Below are 19,270 nucleotides of genomic sequence, written 5' to 3' on the forward strand. Positions count from 1 at the left end.
GCGTTGTCGCTCAGCGCTTGGCGCGGCCGCGGGGGGCCGCCGTGCCGGTGCCTTGGGAGCTTTGGATGCCTTGCGTGGCTCTTGTGGCTTGTGTGGCTTGTGTGGCATGCGTGCCTTCGAGCTGCGCCACGCGCTCGCGCAGCCGTGCAACCTCGTCTCGCAGCCCCTGCACCTCCTGCGCGGGGGGCATGCCCAGGCGCTCCAGGGCGGTGGCCACGCGCTGGTCGAACACGTCCTCGAACTTGCGGATGCCAAAGCTGTCCAGGCTGGGCACCTTGCCCTGGCGGATGCCGAGCAGCCCTTCGATGACATTGGCCTGGCGCTTGGCGACGTCGTGGCGCACGGTGTCCAGCGCCTTCAGGCCGGCGCGCAGCAGGCCTTCGGCCTTGCCGGGTTGCGTCGCCTTTTTTGCGGCGGGGGCGGCCTTGCGGGGCGCGGCCTTCTTCGCTGCGGGCGTCTTGCGTGCCGCCTTGGCGGGCGCCGCCCTCTTCTTCAACTTTGCAGTTTCGTCAGAACGGGTCGCCATGCAGTGCTCCAGGTACCGGAAAAATCAAAAAGAGCGCCCTGGGGCGCCCTGCGGGTCAGGCCGCCTTGCGGGCGGCAGCGCGGCGAACCGGCTTCTTGACGGCTGCAGCGGCCTTGGCCTTCACCGTGCGAACCGGCTTGGCTTCTTCGGCGCCGCTCACACGGGCTTCGATCTGCTTGGTGCCGGCAGCGATCTTGTCGGCAATCTGCACCGAGACGGTGGCGATCGGCTGGTTCAGCGCGCCCAGGGCGTTGATCACCTTGGTGGCCATCGGCGATTCGACACGTGCCACGCGGCCGGCCACCGACTCGATGCCGGTGGTGGTGCCGGCGGCCATGCGGTCCATCACGGACACGATGCGGCTGGTGTCGATGTCCAGGCGGTTGGCGAGAAAACCGTTGATCTTTTCCTGCGCGCCAATCAGGTTGGCCTTCACCTGTTCGCTCACCAGCGGAATCTGGCGGCTGCCCAGAAAGTTGCTGTAGCGCGAAGCGGCGCCGCCCAGCAGGCGGTGCACGCCGGTGCGGTAGGCGCCGACCAGGGTCTTGCCCGCGTCGTTGTATTGGCCAACGACGTGAACGGCTGCGGAGGCGATGGTGGTTTGCGTGGACATGGTGATTTCCTTGAAGTGGATGGGCTCGCGAAGGAAACGGGTGTCTGTCGATCGCGATGGGCCTATCTTCTTCCGCGGGGCCTAGGCTGGGAAAGCTAGAACGGTTGGAAAACTAGTCCAACTGCCCCAATTTTCTGCGGGCCGGGCGCACGCGCCGCTCGTGCCGCTCATGCCGCGGAAGCCCGTGCCGCGCGCGAACGCTGGGCAGGCGCGGCCGGTGCGGCCTTGCGGGCTGGCGACTTGGGTGCGGCCTTGGCGGGGGTCTTCTTCGCCGCAGCCTTGACCGGGGCCTTGACCGCAACTTTGGCCGGAGCCTTCGCTGCCTGTTTGACTGCCGCTTTCACCGGGGCCTTCACTGGCGCCTTCACCACCGCCTTCACCGCAGCCTTCCTTGCTGCAACCTTCACCGGCGCCGTCTTGCGCGCAGCAGGCTTTCTTTTCACCGCCACGGCGGCCACGGGTTGCTCGTCGTCCACCGGCTCTTCCACGGTCTTCGGCGGCACCGGCGCTGGCGCCGCACCAGCGGCGGACGGGTGCTTCTGCGCCAGTTCCATCAGCAGCTTGTGCTCGGCCAGCATGTAGTCGCCGATCTCGGTGATGTCGGGCACGGCGCGCCGGCACGCGATCAGGCCGTAGTCCATGCGGCCGTTGTAGCTCTGCACCGTCACGTTGAGGGCGGTGCCGTGGCTGGCGATCGACACCGGGTAGTAGCAGGTGACCAGCGCGCCCGCAAAGTACATGGGGAACGGCGCGCCCGCCACGTTGGAGATGGCCACGTTGGCCGCCGGCGGCAGCAGGTTGACCAGGCCCGAGCGCCCCACCATCGACGCGATGCCCGACACCAGCCACGGCGCGGCAAAGGTCGGAAAGTCGTCCAGCACCACCGCCTTGAAGCGGTTCATGGTCGACTTGGATGAGTTCGACGATGCGTTGATCGCCTTCAGCCGCTGCACCGGGTCGGTGATGTCGGTGGCCAGGCTCACCAGAATCATGCTGGCCTGGTTGTTGGCGGTCTGGTCGCCCGCCTCGCGCAGGCTCACCGGCACGCCGGCCACCAGCGGCTTGGCCGGCAGCTCGTTGTTGTCGGCCAGGTAGTGGCGCAGCGCGCCGGCCACCGTGGCCAGCACCACGTCGTTGAGCGACACGCCGAAATGCTTGGCAAGGTACTTGGTCTCGGCCAGCGAGATGGTGCGCCCGGCAAAGGTGCGCTGGTTGGTGATCGACACGTTGAGCGAGGTGCGCGGCGCGAAGAGGTTGAACTTCTTGGGCGCGGCCACTGTGCTCTTGTCGGCCGCCTTTTCGTCGGGCCTGGCCAGCCCGCCGATGGCGCGCGCAATGGCCGGCGCCATCTTGAAGAGCTTCACGTACTGCTGCGCCGTGTTGCGCAGCGCCGCGGTGGCCAGCTCGGCCATGCCCAGCTGGTAGCCGTTGCCGCGCGGTCGCGAGCGCGGCGGCTTCACCACGCGGCCCGTGGCCTCGAGGTCGAAGATGGCCTTGCCCAGTTCCACGCCGGCCTGCCCGTCGATGCCCGCGTGGTGCACCTTGGTGTAGAGCGCCACCTGGCCGCTCTGCAGGCCGTCGATGATGAAGAACTCCCACATCGGGCGGCTGCGGTCGATGAGCGTGGAATGCAGCCGCGCCACGTACTGCTGCAACTGCCGGTTGGTGCCGGGCTTGGGCAGCGTGATGTGGCGCACGTGGTAGTCGAGGTCGATGTCCTCGTCGTCCACCCACACCGGGTTGGACATGTCGAAGGGCATCAGCGCGAGCTTGCGCGTGAACACGTCGGCCAGGTGAATGCGGCTGGCCATGAAACTCTTGGCGTCTTCGTAGAAGTCGCCCTTGTAGCCCTTGGGCAGGTCGAGCACGTTCAGGGAGCCCACGTGCATGGGCATCTCCGGCGTTTCCAGGTGCAGGAAGGTGGCATCAAGACCGCTCAGGTGTTTCATGTGTCGTGTCTCCTAGGTGGGGCATGCGCCGTGGGGCAGGATAGCGCGGGCATCGCGTTCGTGGGCCCCGTGTTCTTCAGTGTTTCCACCGGGGGCAAGGCACCTGAAAGACACGGGTTTGCCCGGAGCAACCCGACGCAGGGCCTTGTTCAGGCCTTCTTTCACACAGGCTCCGTACACTGAGCCCATGACATCCAGCCTCCCCCCGCAGCAGCCCCAGGACGACCATCTCTGGCTCGAAGACATCGACGGCGACAAGCAGCTCGCATGGGCGCGCGAGCAGAACGCGCTCACCGTGCAGGCGTATGCGCAGTCACCCACGTTCGAGGCGCTCCAGCAGGGCATTCTGGAGGTGCTCGACTCGAACGATCGCATTCCGATGGTGCGCAAGATTGGCGCGCGCTTCTACAACTTCTGGCGCGACAAGGACCATCCGAAGGGCCTGTGGCGCCGCACCACGCTGGACGAATACCGCAAGCCGCAGCCCGCCTGGGAAACCGTGCTCGACCTCGACGCGCTGGCCGCCGCCGACAAGGAAAACTGGGTCTGGCACGGTGCCGATTGCCTCGACCCCGACTACAAGCGCTGCCTCGTCTCGCTGTCGCGCGGCGGCGCCGATGCCGACGTGGTGCGCGAGTTCGACCTGGAAACGGGCCGCTTCGTCGAAGGCGGCTTCACGCTGCCCGAAGCCAAGAACCACGTGGGCTGGAAAGACATCGACCACCTCTACGTGGCCACCGACTTCGGCCCCGGCTCCATGACCAGCTCCAGCTACCCGCGCATCGTGAAGCAGTGGCAGCGTGGCACGCCGCTGGCCAGCGCGGTGACCGTGTACGAAGGCCTGCACGAGGACATGTCCGTGGGCGCCTACCGCGACAACACACCCGGCTTCGAGCGCGACTTCGTTTCGCGCCAGATGGACTTCTACGAAAGCGAGACCTGGCTGCGCGGCGTCGACGGCACGCTCGCCAAGATCGACGTGCCCGACGACTCGCTGGCCGAGATCACGCGCGAGTGGATGCTGATAGAGCCGCGCACCGACTGGACCGTGGGCGGCGCCACCTACCGCTCGGGCTCGCTGCTGGCCACCAGGTTCGACGACTACATGGCGGGCAAGCGCGAACTCACCGTGCTGTTCGAGCCCGACGACACCACCGCGCTGGACAGCCATTCATGGACGCGCCACCACCTGATCGTCAACGTGATGCACGACGTGGTGAACCGGCTGGAGGTGCTCACGCCGCCCGCGGACGGCAAGGGCCCGTGGAAGCGCGAAAGCCTGGGCGGCGCACCGGCGCTCTCGACCATTGCGGCGGGCGGCATCGACGAGGACGAGAACGACGACTACTTTTTGACCGTGAGCGGCTTTCTGCAGCCGACCACGCTGTACATCGGCACCATCGGCCAGGGCGAGCCGCAGGTGCTGAAAGACAGCCCCGCCTTCTTCGATGCGTCGCGCTACCGGGTGAGCCAGCACTTCGTCAGCTCGAAGGACGGCACCCGCGTGCCCTACTTCGAGATTGCCGCCAAGGACCTGCAGGCCAACGGCAAGAACCCGACGCTGCAGTACGCCTACGGCGGCTTCGAGATCTCGCTGCAGCCCAGCTACAGCGGCAGCATCGGCCGTGCGTGGCTGGAGCAGGGCGGCGTGTACGTCATTGCCAACATCCGCGGCGGCGGCGAGTACGGCCCGCGCTGGCACCAGGCCGCGCTGCAGGAGAACCGGCTGCGCACCTGCGAGGACTTCGCGGCCGTGTCGCAAGACCTCATTGCGCGCAACATCACCTCGCCCGCGCACCTGGGCGCCATGGGCGGCAGCAACGGCGGCCTGCTGATGGGCAACATGCTCACGCTGTACCCGCAGCTGTACGGCGCCATCGTGAGCGAGGTGGCGCTGCTCGACATGCGCCGCTACACGCAGCTGTCGGCCGGCGCCTCGTGGATCGCGGAATACGGCGACCCCGAGCAGCCCGACGAATGGGAGTTCATCAAGACCTTCTCTCCCTACGAGAACGCCAGGGCGGGCCAGAGCTACCCGCCGGCCCTGTTCACCACCTCCACGCGCGACGACCGCGTGGGCCCGGTGCATGCGCGCAAGATGCACGCGAAGATGGTGGCGCTGGGCCATGAGAGCCGCTTCTACGAGAACATGGAAGGCGGCCACAGCGCGGCCACGGACAACAAGGAGTCCGCCTTCATGGACGCGCTGGGCTATGCCTACCTGTGGCATCACCTGAGGAACTGAAATGAGCAACGCCAACGTGACTCTCGAACTGATCGGCGCGCCGACCGACATCGGCGCCAGCGTGCGCGGCGCCGGCATGGGGCCCGACGCGCTGCGCGTGGCGGGCCTGGCGGAGGCGCTGGTGCACCAGGGCTTTGCCGTGGTCGACCGCGGCAACCTCGCGGGCCCCGCCACCCCCTGGGCGCCGCCGGCCAACGGGCTGCGCCACCTGGACGAGGTGATCGCGTGGAACCGCTCGGTGTACGCGAGCGTCGACAGTGCTCTGGGCGCCGGCCACGTGCCGGTGATGCTGGGCGGCGACCACTGCCTGGCCATCGGCTCGATCAGCGCGGCGGCCTGGCATGCCCGCCAGCGCGGCAAGAAGCTGCGCGTGCTGTGGCTGGACGCGCACTCCGACGTCAACACCGAAACCACGAGCCCCAGCGGCAACCTGCACGGCATGCCCGTGTCGTGCCTTTTGGGCCATGGGCCGGCCGTGCTCACGGGCTGGAGCGGCGAGCGCGCCGCGCTGCGCAGCGACGCCATTCGCTTCATCGGCATCCGCAGCGTGGACAGCGACGAGAAGGAAGCCATTCGCACGCTGGGCCTGACCGTGTTCGACATGCGCCACATCGACGAGCACGGCATGCGCACCACCATGACCGAGGCGCTGCAGGACGTGGACGAAGACACGCACCTGCATGTGAGCTTCGACCTCGACTGCCTCGACCCAAACATTGCGCCCGGCGTGGGCACCGGCGTGCGCGGCGGGCCGACCTACCGCGAGATGCAGCTGTGCATGGAAATGATCTCCGACACCGGGCGCCTGGGTTCGGTCGACGTGGTGGAACTGAACCCGGCGCTGGACGTACGCAACCAGACGGCCGAGGTGGCGGTGGAACTCATCGAGAGCCTGTTCGGCAAGTCGACGCTGGTGCGTTGAGCGCCGCGCTCAACCCCGGCTCGTTAACCCCGGCTCGGCGAGGAAGTCACCGGAAAGGTCATGACCGGTGCGGCCGCAGGCGGCGCAGCGGGCGACGTGGTTGCGGCGGGCGCCCTGGCGGCCGGTGCGCCGGCCGGCACTTCGGCGGGCGCCTCGGCTTCGCCCTCCCCGTCCGGTCCATCGAGGAAACGGTCGAGCAGCGCAAAGAAGCGGTCGTAGAAGCGCTCGTCGGTCAGCGTTTCGCTGGCCACCTTCACCATGGCGTCGTCGCTGGCGGAGAACGGCAGCGACAGCGAGCCGATCGCGCCCACGCCCACGCTGGCGGAGTTGTTGACCTTCTTGATGCCGTAGCGGTCCTGCAGCGCGGTGGCAAAGGCCACGGTGCTCTTGGTCGACTTGCCGCCGCGGGTGCTCTCCAGCGCGCAGACGATGCGGAACTCGACCTCCACATGCACCTCGGCGGCCGGCTGAAAGCTCTTGCGCCCGGTCACCAGATCGGCATTGGCCGCGGTGATCATGTAGCCCTGGCTCAGCAGCGCGCGGCGCGCGGCCTCGCAGGTCTGGGCCTCGGTGGCCTCGTAGTTGCGGGTGTGGGTGGTGGTCGAGCCGAAGGCTTCGGGCTCGTAGGTGACGCGTCGCGAACTGGTGCCGCAGCCGGCGAGCAACAGAGCAGAGACCAGGCCCAGCAGCAAAGCCGGGGCGCGGACGAAAGAAAATTTTGAAGTGAGAGGCATGGTCTGCATGGAGCGGCAAATGCTAACCGGCGTCCCGTGCCGGCAAGGCTTCGAGCGCCGACAAGCGCCGGCGTTCCCCTGCACCCACAAGATTTTCAGGACCAGGCCAGCACGTGCTGCGCGCGCACCCGCGTCGCCGCAATCAGCCGCGCATTGGGCGCGTCGGTGCTCGCCACCCAGGCGCGCGCTTCTTCGGCGCTGCGGCCGAACTGCTGATGGCGCTTCACCAGGCGCTCTTCGCGCAGGGCGTCGTCGATGTCCACGTACCAGACCTCGTCGAGCAGCGCTGCCGCACCGGCCCAGGGGCCGACGTCGTGCAGCAGGTAGTTGCCTTCGGTGATGACGAGTTGCGTCGTCGGCAGCACGGCGATGGCGCCGGCCACCGGCTCTTCGATCTCGCGGCGGAACTCGGGGGCGTAGACGATGTCGCCATCGGGGCGCTGCTCGCGCAGGCGCTGCAGCAAGGCGACGTAGCCGGTGCTGTCGAAGGTGTCGGGTGCGCCCTTGCGGCCGGCGCGGCCGAGCCGTTGCAGCTCGACATTGGCAAGGTGAAAGCCGTCCATCGGCACGACCTGGGCGCGGTCGCCCAGCATCGATTTCAGGGCCGCGGCGACCGTGGACTTGCCGGCTCCCGGCGCGCCCACAAGGCCGAGCAATTTGCGCCGTCCATCGGCAAGCAGGTTCTGAATGCGAGTGTTCTCGACGGCGCCAACAGTATTCATGGTGATGAGCTCAGGAAAGTCGCCGTTCAGGCAGGATTTTGCTTCGGCCGAGCGGTCCGACGGAACGCTTTCCGCGCCGACGAAGCAAGCCACTACCCGATCGAAGATAGCGCACGCGTGCTCAGGTCATTTCAGGATCGCGCGGAACGTCAGGCTGATGCGCTCGCCAACGCTATCGGCCTTGGGAATCGCATGCAGCCACTCCTGCTGAACGGCATCCGACATGTACAGCAAGGAGCCGTGGGGCAGCGGGTAGTCGAAGCGAACGGCGCTGTCGGCCTTGCTGCGATACGTGATCGTCCGGGTGCTGCCGACGGAGACGATGGCCACGCCGGTGCCGGGCGCGAGCGCTTCACTGGAATCGGAATGAAATCCCATCGACGACGCGCCGTCCACGTAGTGGTTCAGCAGGCAGTTGTTCGGACGAAACCCAAGCTTGGCTTCAATCTGACCGCAGAGGGCGTCGAGCTCTGCGGGCATCGGCACCGGCTCGTAAGCGATTTGCGAGTAGTTGTAGGGAACGCCGAAGCTGGCCGTCTTGCGCGCCTTCATGCGCTCATCCCACGTCACCGCGGCACCGAGCCATTCGAAAAGGGCATCGGGCGACGCGACGAACGCGGAATCGAGATGGAGGGGCGGGCCGTTCATGAGCCCGCAGGATACAAGGACCGCGACCGCGCGATCAGGGATACAGGCCGCGTTCCTGGCGCGCCATCAGAATGCGCTCGCAAGCCACCGCATAGGTGGCGGTGCGCAGCGTGATCTTGTGCTTGTCCGCCGTGTCCCAGATCTGGTTGAGCGCGTTCATCATGATGCGGTCCAGGCGCACGTTGATCTCGTCCTCGTCCCAGAAGAACGACGAGAAGTCCTGCACCCATTCGAAGTAGCTCACCGTCACGCCGCCGGCGTTGCAGATCACGTCGGGCACCACCAGCACGCCGCGCTCGGCCAGGATGTCGTCGGCCGTGGGCACCGTGGGGCCGTTGGCGCCTTCGAGCACCAGCTTGGCGGTGGTTTTTTGCGCGCGCTCGGCGGTGATCTGGCCTTCGAGGGCGGCCGGAATCAGGATGTCGCAGGCGGTGTCCCAGAAGGCGTCGTTGGGCACCACGTCGCCGCCCTTGAAGGCGATCACGCCGTCCTTGTTGGCAATGGGAATCAGCGTGGCCAGGTCCAGCCCGTTGCTGTTGACGATGGTGCCGGTGTGGTCCTGCACCGCGACAATTTTGGCGCCGGCTTCCGCGAACAGTTCGGCCGCGACCGAGCCCACGTTGCCGAACCCCTGCACGGCAATGCGCGCGCCGCGCAGGTCCATGCCCAGTCGGCGGGCGGCTTCACGCCCGGTGACGAACACGCCGCGGCCGGTGGCCTTCACACGGCCGAGCGAACCGCCCAGGTGCAGCGGCTTGCCCGTGACGACGCCGGTGGCGGTGCCACCGGTGTTCATCGAATAGGTGTCCATCATCCAGGCCATGATCTGGCCGTTGGTGTTGACGTCGGGCGCGGGAATGTCGGTGTGCGGGCCGATGATGATGCCGATCTCGCTGGTGTAGCGGCGCGTGATCTTCTCGAGTTCGTTCTGCGACAGCTTCTTGGGGTCGACGCGAATGCCGCCCTTGGCGCCGCCGTAGGGCAGGTTCACCGCGGCGGTCTTGATGGTCATCCAGGCCGACAGGGCCATCACTTCTTCGAGCGTGACGTCGGGGTGGAAGCGCACGCCGCCCTTGCCCGGGCCGCGGCTCATGTTGTGCTGCACGCGGTAGCCCTCGTAGTGGGCGATGCGGCCGTCGTCCATTTCGATGGGCACGTCCACGATCAGCGCGCGCTTGGGGCGCTTCAGGGTTTCGACCCAGCGGGCGAGCGGGCCGAGGTACGGCACCACGCGGTCGACCTGCGAGAGGTACGTGCCCCACGGGCTGTTGGCGGTCGGGCTGACGAAGGAGAGCTTTTCACTCATGAGGAATCCCAAGGTTGATCGGATGGGCGCAACGATAGACCTGTCCCGCGCGTGACGCCATGGCTTATGCGCTGCGCGCTGACGGTTATGCAAGAGACGTTTAGCCCGGCGCATGCGCACATGACCGAACGGTCATCGACGGGTTATCGATCTGGAGGATGCGTTTTCTAAAGTGGGCTCACCAACCAATCACCCGCAACCTCAAGGAGTTTCAAGAATGACCAAGCCATCGAACGCCACCCGCCTGAACGCCACCGCTGCCATTGCCGTGCTGCTGTGCGCTGTGTCGGCCCCGAGCTTTGCCGGCAACTACGCCGAGGGCGACCCGCGCCCGGTGGCATCGACTTCGTCGGTGGCCCGCGCGGCTGTGGCGTCCGACACGCAACAGTGGCTGAAGGCCGCGCCCACGCAGGGCTACACGGACGGTATCGCGCAGCAGGCAGCGGTGGTGTCGGCGAACACTCGCGCCGCGGTCGCTGCGGACACGCGTCTGTGGATGCAGTCGGGTCTTGCGGCCAAGCAGAACAGCGAAGCCGGGGCCGATGTTGCGCAGCCTGGCTATCGGCAGGCTGCTGCTCAGTACATGAGCGGGCGTGTCGCGGCACAGGCGCAAGGACAGTTGCAGACTACCGTTCGATAGGTCTTTGTTTTGGGGCGCGCTGTTCAGGGCGTCTCGTTCAGGGCGACGCCCACGCCGACGGGGTACCTTGCTCCGCGAATGTCCCCCGGGGCTTCGCCCCTCCTCCTTTATTTCGCTGCGCAAGGCACCCCATCGGCGTGTGCGTTATTCAGAGCGGTCGTTGATCGTGCGATCACAACGAGCGTGTCCAGTGCACAGGGCGTCGGGTACTCCCCGCAGCGAAATAAAGGAGGAGCGAAGCGGGGGACATTCGCGGAGGGGAGTACCCGGCGGCCTGTGCACACGCCCTGAACAACGGCGCCCGAACGAACACCCCGAACCAGTGCCCCCACAGGGTAGGCCGAGGGCACTTCCTTGGTTCTATCTCCTATAGCCAGCACCGATAGGCCGCATCTTCCGCCGCGAATCGATACCCCCGCCGGATAATCCTCCGATGCTCGACCTGGACCGCATCGATCTCCGGCTGCTGAAGATCCTTCAGGAGGACGGCCGCATCACCAACCTCAAGCTGGCCGAAGCCGTGGCGCTGTCGCCCACCGCCGTGCTGGCGCGCGTGCAGCGGCTCACGCGCGACGGGTTCATCCTCGGCTACGAGGCGCGGCTCGACCCGCAAAAACTCAGCCGTGGTTTCACCGTGTTCGTCGAGGTGCTGCTGGACCGCACCACCCCCAACGTGTTCGACCAGTTCAAGGCCGCCGTGCAGGTGCGCGACGAAATCATGGAATGCCACATGGTCGCGGGCGGGTTCGACTACCTGCTCAAGACCCGCATGGCCGACATGGCCGCCTACCGCGAGTTTGCCGGCACCGTGCTGTGGCAACTGCCCGGTGTGCGCGAAACACGCACCTATGCGGTGATGGAAGAGGTCAAGAGCAGCGCCCGGCTGCCGCTGGGCATTTGAGCACCCGCCGGCTCAGCCCGGCTTGCGCGCCCGCCCGCCGAAGATGGCCGTGCCGACCCGCACCATCGTGCTGCCCGCGCTGATGGCGGCCTCCAGGTCCGCGCTCATGCCGAGCGAGAGCGTGTCGAGTTCTGCACCTGCAATACCGGCGTCAAGAATCGACTGAAACACCGCATGCGCACGCACGAACAACTCACGCTGCGCGTCGAACCCGTCCGCCGGCTCCGGAATGGCCATGAGCCCGCGCAGGCGCAGTTGTGGCAACGCCGCCACAGCGCGGGCCAGCGCCACGGCCTCCTGCGGCGGCACGCCGGACTTGTTCGCACCGCCGTCCACGTTGACCTGAAGGCACACATTGAGCGGTGCCAGGTGCGTGGGCCGCTGGGCCGACAGACGCTCGGCAATCTTCAGCCGGTCGACGCTGTGCACCCAGTCGAACTGCTCCGCCACGGGCCGCGTCTTGTTGCTTTGCAGAGGGCCGATGCAGTGCCACTGAAGGCTGGCGCGCAGGTCGGCCAGCGCCTCGATCTTGTCCAGCCCCTCCTGCACATAGTTCTCGCCAAAGGCCCGCTGGCCCGCCGCATGCGCCTCGCGCACGGCCTCGGGCCCGAAGGTCTTGGACACCGCCAGCAGCCGCACCTCGCGCGGGTTGCGCCCGGCCGTTACACATGCCTGCGCGATCCGGTTGTTTACTTGCTGGAGGTCGTCGCCAATCATCGTCATAATCGTCCAAAATCGTATCAAAACGTCACCGCACCCGAGCCGAGGAGCCCTGTGGACATCACCCAATTGCTGGCGTTCAGCGTCAAGAACAAAGCCTCCGACCTGCACCTTTCCGCCGGTCTTCCGCCCATGATCCGGGTCAACGGCGACGTGCGCCGCATCAACGTGGACGCCCTCGATCACAAGGGCGTGCACGCCATGGTGTACGACATCATGAGCGACACGCACCGCAAGCACTACGAAGAATTCCTGGAGGTCGACTTCTCCTTCGAAATCGACGGCCTGGCGCGCTTTCGGGTGAACGCCTTCAACCAGGCGCGTGGCGCGGCGGCGGTGTTCCGGACCATTCCCTCGAAGATCCTGACGCTGGAGCAGCTGAACGCGCCCAAGATTTTCGGCGAACTCGCGCTCAAGCCGCGCGGGCTGGTGCTGGTGACGGGCCCCACGGGCTCGGGCAAGTCGACCACGCTGGCGGCCATGGTGAACTACCTCAACGAAAACGAGTACGGCCACATCCTCACGGTGGAAGACCCGATCGAGTTCGTGCACGAGTCCAAGAAGTGCCTGATCAATCAGCGTGAAGTGGGGCCGATGACGCTGTCGTTCTCCAACGCGCTGCGCTCGGCACTGCGCGAAGACCCCGACGCCATTCTGGTGGGCGAACTGCGTGACCTCGAAACCATTCGCCTGGCCATGACCGCGGCCGAAACGGGCCACCTGGTGTTCGGCACGCTGCACACCTCGTCGGCCGCCAAGACCATCGACCGGATCATCGACGTGTTCCCGGGCGAAGAAAAGGAAATGATCCGCGCCATGCTGTCGGAGTCATTGCAGGCCGTGATCTCGCAGACGCTGTGCAAGACCAAGGACGGCCAGGGCCGCGTGGCGGCGCACGAGATCATGCTGGGCACGCCGGCCATCCGCAACCTGATCCGCGAGGCCAAGGTGGCGCAGATGTACTCCACCATCCAGACCGGCCAGGGCCAGGGCATGCAGACGCTCGACCAGAACCTCACGGAGCTGGTGCGGCGCAACACCATTTCTTCCGCGGAAGCCCGCGGCAAGGCGAAGATTCCCGAAAATTTCCCTGGCTGACCCCCCAAGCCCTCCGGAGCACCGACATCATGGAACGCGATCAAGCCAGCCAGTTCATCAACGACCTGCTCAAGCTCATGGTGAGCCGCAGCGGCAGCGACCTGTTCATCACGGCCGACTTTCCGCCCGCCATCAAGGTCGACGGCAAGGTCACCAAGGTGTCGCAGCAGGCGCTGGGCGCACAGCACACGCTGGCGCTCACCCGCTCGGTCATGAACGACCGCCAGACGGCCGATTTCGAGCGCACCAAGGAGTGCAACTTCGCCATTTCGCCCACCGGCATCGGCCGCTTCCGGGTGAACGCGTTCGTGCAGCAGGGCAAGGTCGGCATGGTGCTGCGGACCATTCCCGCCAAGCTGCCGACCATCGACGGCCTGGGCATGCCGCAGGTGCTGAAGGACGTGGCCATGACCAAGCGCGGCCTCACCATCATGGTGGGCGCCACGGGCTCGGGCAAGTCGACCACGCTGGCGGCCATGATCGACTGGCGCAACGAAAACTCCTTCGGTCACATCGTGACGGTGGAAGACCCGGTCGAGTTCGTGCACCCGCACAAGAACTGCGTGATCACGCAGCGTGAAGTGGGCATCGACACCGACAGCTGGGAGGCGGCGCTGAAGAACACGCTGCGCCAGGCGCCCGACGTGATTCTGATGGGCGAAATTCGCGACCGCGAAACCATGGAGCACGCCGTGGCCTTCGCCGAGACCGGCCACCTGTGCATGGCCACGCTGCACGCCAACAGCGCCAACCAGGCACTGGACCGGATCATCAACTTCTTCCCCGAAGAACGCCGCGCCCAGCTGCTGATGGACCTGTCGCTGAACCTGCGCTCGCTGGTGTCGCAGCGCCTGGTGCCCACCGAAGACGGCCAGGGCCGCGTGGCCGCGGTGGAAGTGCTGCTGAACACGCCGCTGATTTCCGACCTCATCTTCAAGGGCGAGGTGGGCGAGATCAAGGAGATCATGAAGAAGAGCCGCAACCTGGGCATGCAGACCTTCGACCAGGCGCTGTTCGACCTGTTCGAGAGCCACGCAATCACGCTGGACGAAGCCATCCGCAACGCGGACTCGGCCAACGACCTGCGGCTGCAGATCAAGCTGAACAGCCAGCGCGCGCGCAGCAGCGACCTGGCGGCGGGCACGGAGCACTTCGCGATCATCTGAGCGCGCGGGGCACCGCCCCTGCGCTTCAGTCGATCGTGCGCTGCCACGCGGCGAACACGCCCGCCACCAGCGCAATCACGGCCATTGCCGTGAACCCGTCCAGCGAGGCCATGAAGGTGGCCTGCTGTTCGAGCGTGCGGTAGAGCGTGGCCAGCGCCATGGCATGCGCCTCGCCGGCCGCATGGCCCACCGCCACAAAGCCACGGGTCAGCGCATCGAGCGCCTGCATGAAGCTGGCATTGGCCGGGTTGGCCGACTCGCTCAGGCGCACCTCGTGCAGCGCCAGGCGGTGCTGCTGCAGCGCAATCACCGACGAGGTGGCGAACGAAATTGCGAGCTGGCGCACCAGGTTCTTCAGGCGGTAGCCGTGCGCGAACTCCTCGGCCGCAAAGGGCTTGAAGGTGAGGTTGGCCACGGGCAGCACCACGAACAGCATCAGCAGCCCGCGCAGCAACAGCGCAGGCAGCAAGGCCTCGCGCCCGGCCTGCGGCGTGAGCCGCGACAGCCACCACGCGGCCAGCGCCGCCACACCAAAGCCGGTAACGATGAGCCACTTCTTGCGCGCCAGCCTCCCTGAATATTTGAGGTAGACGAACACCAGCAACCCGGTGGCCAGCGACACCCCGCCCGTGAAGTAGCCGGAGTCGCCCACGGTGAAGCCGAGCCCGCCCTCCATCAGCCGCGGCAGCAGGTAGCTGAAGCCCGTCGACAGGTAGTAATAAACGACGTACAGCGCCAGCCCCACGCGAAACGACGCATTGCGCAACGCATGCAGCCGCACCAGCGGCGCGGGATGCCGCCACTGCTGCCAGCCGAACCAGGCCAGCCCCGCCACGCCGGTGAGCGTGAGGCCGATGAGCGCGGGCGAGCCGGTGAACAGCTCGAAGTGCGAGCGCGTCAGCACCACCTGCAGCGCGGCCTGCGCCAGCGCGAACACCACGTAGGCAATGTAGTGCGGCTCGGTGCGCTCGTGCACCGGCACGTCGCCGATGTCGGGCAGCGTCCACAGCACCAGCAGGCCGATGAGCGCGGCCACCGGCGCGGTGCTGGCAAAGAGCCAGCGCCAGTCGAAATGCGTGACAAGAAACGCGCCCGCAATCGGCGCCAGCGCGCCACCGAAGACGATCAGCACCATGAACGCCTTCAGCGCCTTGGCGCGGCGCGCAGGTGCGATGCCGATCTGAATCAGGATGCGGCAGGCGCCCAGCATCGGACCAACGAAGTAGCCCTGCACGGCACGCGCCAGGGTCAGTTGCACCGCGCTGTCGCACAGCGCCGCGCCCACCCCACCCACTGCGAAGGCGAACATGCAGATGGCCAGGTAGCGCCGGTAGCCCAGCCGCTCGATCCACGCATGCTGATGAAGAATGCCGAGCACCGCGCCCAGCGCATAGGCGCTGGAGGCCCACACCGGTTCGTCGGGCGAGGCGTTGACGCCGCCGGCGATGTAGCTGGCGAAGAAGGCGAACAGCGCGTTGTCGAAATAGTCGATGGCCGTGACCAGCCCGATGGCCCAGGGCAGCAGCGCCACCGCGGCACTGCCGCGCGAAGGCCACGCCAGGGCGTTGGAGTTCATGGCGCCGGGCGCTCCTTGCGGCGTTGCGCCAGCGCGTCTTCCACCGGCTCGCCGGCCAGGCGGCGCTCGACGTAGTCGAGGTCGCGCCGCAACTGCGCCTGCAGCGCGCCCGCCTCCTTCAGTTCGCGCCGGACCTGGGCCACGCGCGCGTCGAGCGTGGCCAGCTGCTCGGTGAGGGTTTCGCGCAAGGTCTTGAGCGAGGCGTTCGACAGCCGCGGACGGCCCCCTTCCGCGGGCGCCTCCATCGGCTGCTGCAGCATCGTGGTGATGGCCGTGAGCGAGAAGCCCAGCGAGCGCATGCGCAGCACGCGCGCCAGCTTGTCCAGGTCGGCCTGCTCGTACAGGCGGTAACCGCCTTCGCTGCGCACCGGCACCACGATGCCCAGTTCTTCGTAGTACTTGAGCGTGCGCGGGGTGACGTCCAGGCGGGCCGCGGCATCGCGCACGGTGATGGCGCTGGAGGGAGATGCAGTGGCAGAGGTGGCTGTCATGACGGCCCATCGTATCCAAACCTGTACGTTCACGTACAGGTTGAGGCGATCGCACCTGCGGCGGAATGGCTTTAAGCTGTCGCCCCATGAGCAGCATCAACCCCCGCACCTACGAATCCGTCCCCGCGCAGACCGTGGCCTTTCTCGGCCTGGGCGTGATGGGCGGCCCCATGGCCGGTCACCTGGCCAAGGCCGGCCACACCGTCACGGTCTATAACCGCACGCCCGCCAAGGCGCAGGCCTGGGCCACCGAATTCGGCGCCCCCGGCCGCCATGCCCCCACGCCGCGCGAAGCGGCGGCCGGCGCCGACATCGTGTTCTGCTGCGTCGGCAACGACGACGACCTGCGCAGCGTGGTGCTGGGCGACGACGGCGCCTTCGCCGGCATGAAGCCGGGCGCGACCTTCGTCGACCACACCACCGCCTCGGCCGACGTGGCGCGCGAACTGTCGAAGGCGGCGCAGGCGCTGGGCCTGCACTTCATCGACGCGCCGGTCTCGGGCGGCCAGGCCGGCGCGCAGAACGGCGCCCTCACCGTCATGTGCGGCGGCGACGCGGCCGTGTTCGAGCGCATCAAGCCGGTGGCCATGGCGTTTGCGCGCGCGGTCACGCTGCTGGGCGAAAGCGGCGCCGGCCAGCTGGCCAAGATGGTCAACCAGATCGCCATTGCGGGCCTGGTGCAGGGCCTGTCGGAGGCCATTGCCTTCGGCCAGCGCGCCGGGCTCGACATGGAGGCCGTGCTGGGCGTCATCAGCAAGGGCGCGGCCCAGAGCTGGCAGATGGAAAACCGCGGCAAGACCATGATCGCGGGCAAGTTCGACTACGGCTTTGCGGTCGACTGGATGCGCAAGGACCTGGGCCTGGTGCTCGACGAGGCCAAGCGCAACGGCGCGCGCGTGCCGGTGACGGCGCTGGTCGACCAGTTCTATGCCGACGTGCAACAGGCCGGCGGCAAGCGCTGGGACACCTCCAGCCTGATCACCCGCCTCAAATGAAAAAAGCCCGCTCAGCGGGCTTTTTCAATTCAGCGTTTCTTTCGCTTCAGCGCTGGTTCAGCGGATCGGCGAAGTCGTTGCGCCGCTCGCGGGCAGCGGCTCCATCGGCGGCAGCGGCACACGCGAAGAGGATGAAGACGACGGTGTCGAAGGCGACGCAGACGTCACCGGTGCCGGGCCCTGGCCGCCGCGCTGCGCCGCGGCCTGGTTCGCCGCCTGGCTGGCCGCCAGGTCGGCTTCCGACACCACCTCGACCACGCGCACCACCTTCACCACGCCGGTCACGCCACGCGTGATCTCGCTCGCGCGGTCGGTCTCGCGCCGGGTGGCGATGCCCATCAGGTAGACCACGCCGCGCTCGGTCACCACCTTGAACGAGTTGGCGAAGATGTCCTTCGCGTCGAGCAGCGAGGCCTTCACCTTGCCGGTGACGTACAGGTCGGTCGAGCGGTCCTGGAAGGTGCTCGACGCGCCCACGGTCAGCTCGTTCACCACCGAGCGCACGTTCACGATGCGGCTCACTTCGTCTTCCACGCGGCGGCGGTCGGCATCGCTGCCCACGGCGCCGGTCAGCAGCACCTGGCGGTTGTAGCTGGTGACGCTCACGTACATGTTGTCGTTGGCGATGTCGCGCACGCGGGCGGCGGCGCGCAGCTCGATGCCCTGGTCGTCCAGCTGGGCGCCCGAGCTGCGGCGGTCGGTCGCCACCATGCCCACGCCCACCACCGCCGCGCCGCCCACGACGAGCGGCACGCAGGCGGAAAGGCCGCCTACCAGTGCGGCACCCAGGGTGAGTGCGAGGGCAAGGCGTTGGGTCGACGTCGTCGTCATGGTCTTGAAGGTCATGAGGAAACTTCCTGTTCTCCGAGTAACTGGGCATCCACGCCGTCGCACAGGCAATGCAGCGCGATCTGGTGGATTTCGTGAATGCGCGCCGCACGCTCGTGCGGCACGTTGATCTGCACATCGGTTTCGCGCAGCGCGCGGCCAATGGCACCGCCCGAGCCGCTGTGGCCCGCGCCGGGTGCCGAAGGCGGCCCCGACACCGCGTTGCCCAGCAGCGCCACCACGGTCATGTCGCGCTCGTGCGCGGCCGCCACCGCGCTCAGCACCGCCGCCGATTGCCCGCTGGCGCTGAGCGCCAGCAGTACGTCGCCGGCCTGGCCGAGCGCGCGCACCTGGCGGGCGAAGCGGTCGGCATCCATGGCGCCGGCGCCGTCGGCCGAGGGGTCGGTAGGGTCGCCGGGCAGCGCGATGGCGCCCAGCTCTGGCCGTTCGCGTTCGAAGCGGCCCACGAACTGCGCTGCAAACTGCGCCGCCAGCAGGCCCGACACGCCGGAACCGCAGGCCAGCACTTTGCCGCCGCTGGTCACACAGGCCAGAAGGGCCTGCATCGCTTGAGAGATGGGTTTGCTGAGGACCGGTCCGGTCTGGTATTTGAGGTCGGCACTGTCAATGAAGTGCTGCTGAATCCGTTGCTCGAGCATGGGGCGCGATGATAACTGGGGGTTGTGAAACAAGACGTGTAAGTGGTGGAGCCGAGGGCCGAGGCTTCGGTTCCCCCACGCGGGGAATCAGGTCGCGTCAGGGCGACTTTCAGGCGACTTCAGGCGGCATCGAATGCGCCCTGAAGCCAGGTGATTTTCTCCTCCACCAGCACCACGTCGAAACGGCACGGTGGCACCGTGCGCAGCCGGCTCAGGTAATGCTGCGCGGCAAACACGATGCGACGCTGCTTCAGCGTGGTGATGCTGCCGCCCGCGCCGCCGTGCGTGGCGGTGCTGCGCTGGCGGACCTCGACGAACACCAGGGTGCCTTCCGGCGAATGGCGCGGGTCGCGCATGATCAGGTCGATCTCGCCGCCGCCGCGCCCGGGCGTCCGATAATTGCGCGCGACCAGCATCAGGCCGGCGTCCTGCAGGTGGTCGAGCGCGGCGTCTTCCGCCGCATCGCCGCGATGCTTCGTGGTCTTTGTGGTTGGGTTGGTCTTCATGGCTCCCTGCCTGCAATCTTCTTGT

20 protein-coding genes are annotated in these 19,270 nt (G+C 67.3%); 7 read left to right on the forward strand and 13 right to left on the reverse strand.

Annotation, left to right across the window (positions count from 1 at the left end; all coding sequences use genetic code 11):
• Positions 1-10: 10 nt before the first annotated feature.
• The 3 genes from VLK31_RS28835 to VLK31_RS28845 all read right to left on the reverse strand — a co-directional run bounded on the left by VLK31_RS28835 (position 11) and on the right by VLK31_RS28845 (position 3,088).
• Complete coding sequence (locus VLK31_RS28835; RefSeq protein WP_409171912.1) at positions 11-526, reverse strand: phasin family protein; 516 nt, start codon at positions 524-526, stop codon at positions 11-13.
• Positions 527-581: 55 nt separating this feature from the next.
• Positions 582-1,139, reverse strand: a complete 558-nt coding sequence (locus VLK31_RS28840; RefSeq protein ID WP_409171913.1) for a hypothetical protein — start codon at positions 1,137-1,139, stop codon at positions 582-584.
• 167 nt (positions 1,140-1,306) lie between these two features.
• Positions 1,307-3,088 (reverse strand): WS/DGAT/MGAT family O-acyltransferase, encoded by a 1,782-nt coding sequence (locus VLK31_RS28845; protein WP_409171914.1) that lies wholly within the window; start codon positions 3,086-3,088, stop codon positions 1,307-1,309.
• Between the two features lie 187 nt (positions 3,089-3,275).
• Here VLK31_RS28845 and VLK31_RS28850 point away from each other — a divergent pair, with 187 nt between their 5' ends.
• Together VLK31_RS28850 and rocF are read left to right on the forward strand one after the other, a co-directional pair.
• Complete coding sequence (locus VLK31_RS28850; RefSeq protein WP_409171915.1) at positions 3,276-5,333, forward strand: prolyl oligopeptidase family serine peptidase; 2,058 nt, start codon at positions 3,276-3,278, stop codon at positions 5,331-5,333.
• A gap of 1 nt (position 5,334) precedes the next feature.
• Complete coding sequence (gene rocF / locus VLK31_RS28855; RefSeq protein ID WP_409171916.1) at positions 5,335-6,255, forward strand: arginase; 921 nt, start codon at positions 5,335-5,337, stop codon at positions 6,253-6,255.
• Between the two features lie 23 nt (positions 6,256-6,278).
• Here rocF and VLK31_RS28860 read toward each other — a convergent pair whose 3' ends face one another.
• From VLK31_RS28860 to VLK31_RS28875, 4 genes are all read right to left on the reverse strand, one after another.
• A complete protein-coding gene (locus VLK31_RS28860; protein WP_409171917.1) occupies positions 6,279-6,989 on the reverse strand; it encodes a DUF2242 domain-containing protein in 711 nt (236 codons plus the stop codon).
• A 95-nt stretch (positions 6,990-7,084) separates the two neighbouring features.
• Positions 7,085-7,711: a nucleoside/nucleotide kinase family protein gene (locus VLK31_RS28865; protein ID WP_409171918.1), complete on the reverse strand. Its 627-nt coding sequence runs from the start codon at positions 7,709-7,711 to the stop codon at positions 7,085-7,087.
• A gap of 126 nt (positions 7,712-7,837) precedes the next feature.
• Positions 7,838-8,359, reverse strand: coding sequence for an alpha-ketoglutarate-dependent dioxygenase AlkB family protein (locus tag VLK31_RS28870; protein ID WP_409171919.1), 522 nt, complete (start codon positions 8,357-8,359; stop codon positions 7,838-7,840).
• A gap of 34 nt (positions 8,360-8,393) precedes the next feature.
• Positions 8,394-9,665 (reverse strand): Glu/Leu/Phe/Val family dehydrogenase, encoded by a 1,272-nt coding sequence (locus VLK31_RS28875; protein ID WP_409171920.1) that lies wholly within the window; start codon positions 9,663-9,665, stop codon positions 8,394-8,396.
• 217 nt (positions 9,666-9,882) lie between these two features.
• Here VLK31_RS28875 and VLK31_RS28880 point away from each other — a divergent pair, with 217 nt between their 5' ends.
• Positions 9,883-10,305 (forward strand): hypothetical protein, encoded by a 423-nt coding sequence (locus tag VLK31_RS28880; protein WP_409171921.1) that lies wholly within the window; start codon positions 9,883-9,885, stop codon positions 10,303-10,305.
• Positions 10,306-10,738: 433 nt separating this feature from the next.
• On the forward strand, positions 10,739-11,206 hold the full coding sequence (locus VLK31_RS28885) for an Lrp/AsnC ligand binding domain-containing protein (RefSeq protein ID WP_409171922.1): 468 nt from the start codon (positions 10,739-10,741) through the stop codon (positions 11,204-11,206).
• Between the two features lie 12 nt (positions 11,207-11,218).
• Here the strand turns inward: VLK31_RS28885 and VLK31_RS28890 are convergent, their stop codons facing one another.
• The gene (locus VLK31_RS28890; protein ID WP_409171923.1) at positions 11,219-11,929 is read right to left on the reverse strand and encodes a YggS family pyridoxal phosphate-dependent enzyme; all 711 of its coding nucleotides are present in this window, start codon (positions 11,927-11,929) and stop codon (positions 11,219-11,221) included.
• 51 nt (positions 11,930-11,980) lie between these two features.
• Between VLK31_RS28890 and VLK31_RS28895 the strand changes: the two genes are divergently transcribed.
• Together VLK31_RS28895 and VLK31_RS28900 are read left to right on the forward strand one after the other, a co-directional pair.
• Positions 11,981-13,024 (forward strand): type IV pilus twitching motility protein PilT, encoded by a 1,044-nt coding sequence (locus VLK31_RS28895; RefSeq protein WP_409171924.1) that lies wholly within the window; start codon positions 11,981-11,983, stop codon positions 13,022-13,024.
• Positions 13,025-13,053: 29 nt separating this feature from the next.
• On the forward strand, positions 13,054-14,190 hold the full coding sequence (locus tag VLK31_RS28900) for a PilT/PilU family type 4a pilus ATPase (RefSeq protein ID WP_409171925.1): 1,137 nt from the start codon (positions 13,054-13,056) through the stop codon (positions 14,188-14,190).
• Positions 14,191-14,215: 25 nt separating this feature from the next.
• On the opposite strand, the gene VLK31_RS28905 is transcribed toward VLK31_RS28900, so the two are convergent.
• Both VLK31_RS28905 and VLK31_RS28910 read right to left on the reverse strand, forming a co-directional pair.
• Positions 14,216-15,766, reverse strand: coding sequence for an MFS transporter (locus VLK31_RS28905; protein WP_409171926.1), 1,551 nt, complete (start codon positions 15,764-15,766; stop codon positions 14,216-14,218).
• Entirely contained in the window at positions 15,763-16,257 is a 495-nt protein-coding gene (locus tag VLK31_RS28910; RefSeq protein ID WP_409171927.1) for a MerR family transcriptional regulator, read from the reverse strand. Before VLK31_RS28910 ends, VLK31_RS28905 begins: the two co-directional genes overlap by 4 nt.
• Positions 16,258-16,343: 86 nt before the next feature.
• On the opposite strand from VLK31_RS28910, the gene VLK31_RS28915 reads away from it, so the two are divergent.
• The gene (locus tag VLK31_RS28915) at positions 16,344-17,252 is read left to right on the forward strand and encodes an NAD(P)-dependent oxidoreductase (RefSeq protein WP_409171928.1); all 909 of its coding nucleotides are present in this window, start codon (positions 16,344-16,346) and stop codon (positions 17,250-17,252) included.
• A gap of 57 nt (positions 17,253-17,309) precedes the next feature.
• Here VLK31_RS28915 and VLK31_RS28920 read toward each other — a convergent pair whose 3' ends face one another.
• The 3 genes from VLK31_RS28920 to VLK31_RS28930 all read right to left on the reverse strand — a co-directional run bounded on the left by VLK31_RS28920 (position 17,310) and on the right by VLK31_RS28930 (position 19,245).
• Positions 17,310-18,098: a BON domain-containing protein gene (locus VLK31_RS28920; RefSeq protein ID WP_409171929.1), complete on the reverse strand. Its 789-nt coding sequence runs from the start codon at positions 18,096-18,098 to the stop codon at positions 17,310-17,312.
• Complete coding sequence (locus VLK31_RS28925; RefSeq protein ID WP_409171930.1) at positions 18,095-18,739, reverse strand: SIS domain-containing protein; 645 nt, start codon at positions 18,737-18,739, stop codon at positions 18,095-18,097. Before VLK31_RS28925 ends, VLK31_RS28920 begins: the two co-directional genes overlap by 4 nt.
• Positions 18,740-18,858: 119 nt before the next feature.
• Positions 18,859-19,245 carry a YraN family protein gene (locus VLK31_RS28930; protein WP_409171931.1) on the reverse strand — a complete coding sequence of 129 codons (387 nt, stop codon included), beginning with the start codon at positions 19,243-19,245 and terminating at the stop codon, positions 18,859-18,861.
• Between the last annotated feature and the right edge of the window lie 25 nt (positions 19,246-19,270).

This window comes from Variovorax sp. H27-G14 (assembly GCF_046156345.1).
Taxonomy (GTDB): Bacteria; Pseudomonadota; Gammaproteobacteria; order Burkholderiales; family Burkholderiaceae_C; genus Variovorax.

Bases quoted from the DNA above. Each gene is read 5' to 3' on its own strand.
- VLK31_RS28835 (WP_409171912.1), bottom strand. From the start codon at position 526: ATGGCGACCCGTTCTGACGAAACTGCAAAGTTGAAGAAGAGGGCGGCG.
- VLK31_RS28840 (WP_409171913.1), bottom strand. From the start codon at position 1,139: ATGTCCACGCAAACCACCATCGCCTCCGCAGCCGTTCACGTCGTTGGC.
- VLK31_RS28845 (WP_409171914.1), bottom strand. From the start codon at position 3,088: ATGAAACACCTGAGCGGTCTTGATGCCACCTTCCTGCACCTGGAAACG.
- VLK31_RS28850 (WP_409171915.1), top strand. From the start codon at position 3,276: ATGACATCCAGCCTCCCCCCGCAGCAGCCCCAGGACGACCATCTCTGG.
- rocF (WP_409171916.1), top strand. From the start codon at position 5,335: ATGAGCAACGCCAACGTGACTCTCGAACTGATCGGCGCGCCGACCGAC.
- VLK31_RS28860 (WP_409171917.1), bottom strand. From the start codon at position 6,989: ATGCCTCTCACTTCAAAATTTTCTTTCGTCCGCGCCCCGGCTTTGCTG.
- VLK31_RS28865 (WP_409171918.1), bottom strand. From the start codon at position 7,711: ATGAATACTGTTGGCGCCGTCGAGAACACTCGCATTCAGAACCTGCTT.
- VLK31_RS28870 (WP_409171919.1), bottom strand. From the start codon at position 8,359: ATGAACGGCCCGCCCCTCCATCTCGATTCCGCGTTCGTCGCGTCGCCC.
- VLK31_RS28875 (WP_409171920.1), bottom strand. From the start codon at position 9,665: ATGAGTGAAAAGCTCTCCTTCGTCAGCCCGACCGCCAACAGCCCGTGG.
- VLK31_RS28880 (WP_409171921.1), top strand. From the start codon at position 9,883: ATGACCAAGCCATCGAACGCCACCCGCCTGAACGCCACCGCTGCCATT.
- VLK31_RS28885 (WP_409171922.1), top strand. From the start codon at position 10,739: ATGCTCGACCTGGACCGCATCGATCTCCGGCTGCTGAAGATCCTTCAG.
- VLK31_RS28890 (WP_409171923.1), bottom strand. From the start codon at position 11,929: ATGACGATGATTGGCGACGACCTCCAGCAAGTAAACAACCGGATCGCG.
- VLK31_RS28900 (WP_409171925.1), top strand. From the start codon at position 13,054: ATGGAACGCGATCAAGCCAGCCAGTTCATCAACGACCTGCTCAAGCTC.
- VLK31_RS28905 (WP_409171926.1), bottom strand. From the start codon at position 15,766: ATGAACTCCAACGCCCTGGCGTGGCCTTCGCGCGGCAGTGCCGCGGTG.
- VLK31_RS28910 (WP_409171927.1), bottom strand. From the start codon at position 16,257: ATGACAGCCACCTCTGCCACTGCATCTCCCTCCAGCGCCATCACCGTG.
- VLK31_RS28915 (WP_409171928.1), top strand. From the start codon at position 16,344: ATGAGCAGCATCAACCCCCGCACCTACGAATCCGTCCCCGCGCAGACC.
- VLK31_RS28920 (WP_409171929.1), bottom strand. From the start codon at position 18,098: ATGACCTTCAAGACCATGACGACGACGTCGACCCAACGCCTTGCCCTC.
- VLK31_RS28925 (WP_409171930.1), bottom strand. From the start codon at position 18,739: ATGCTCGAGCAACGGATTCAGCAGCACTTCATTGACAGTGCCGACCTC.
- VLK31_RS28930 (WP_409171931.1), bottom strand. From the start codon at position 19,245: ATGAAGACCAACCCAACCACAAAGACCACGAAGCATCGCGGCGATGCG.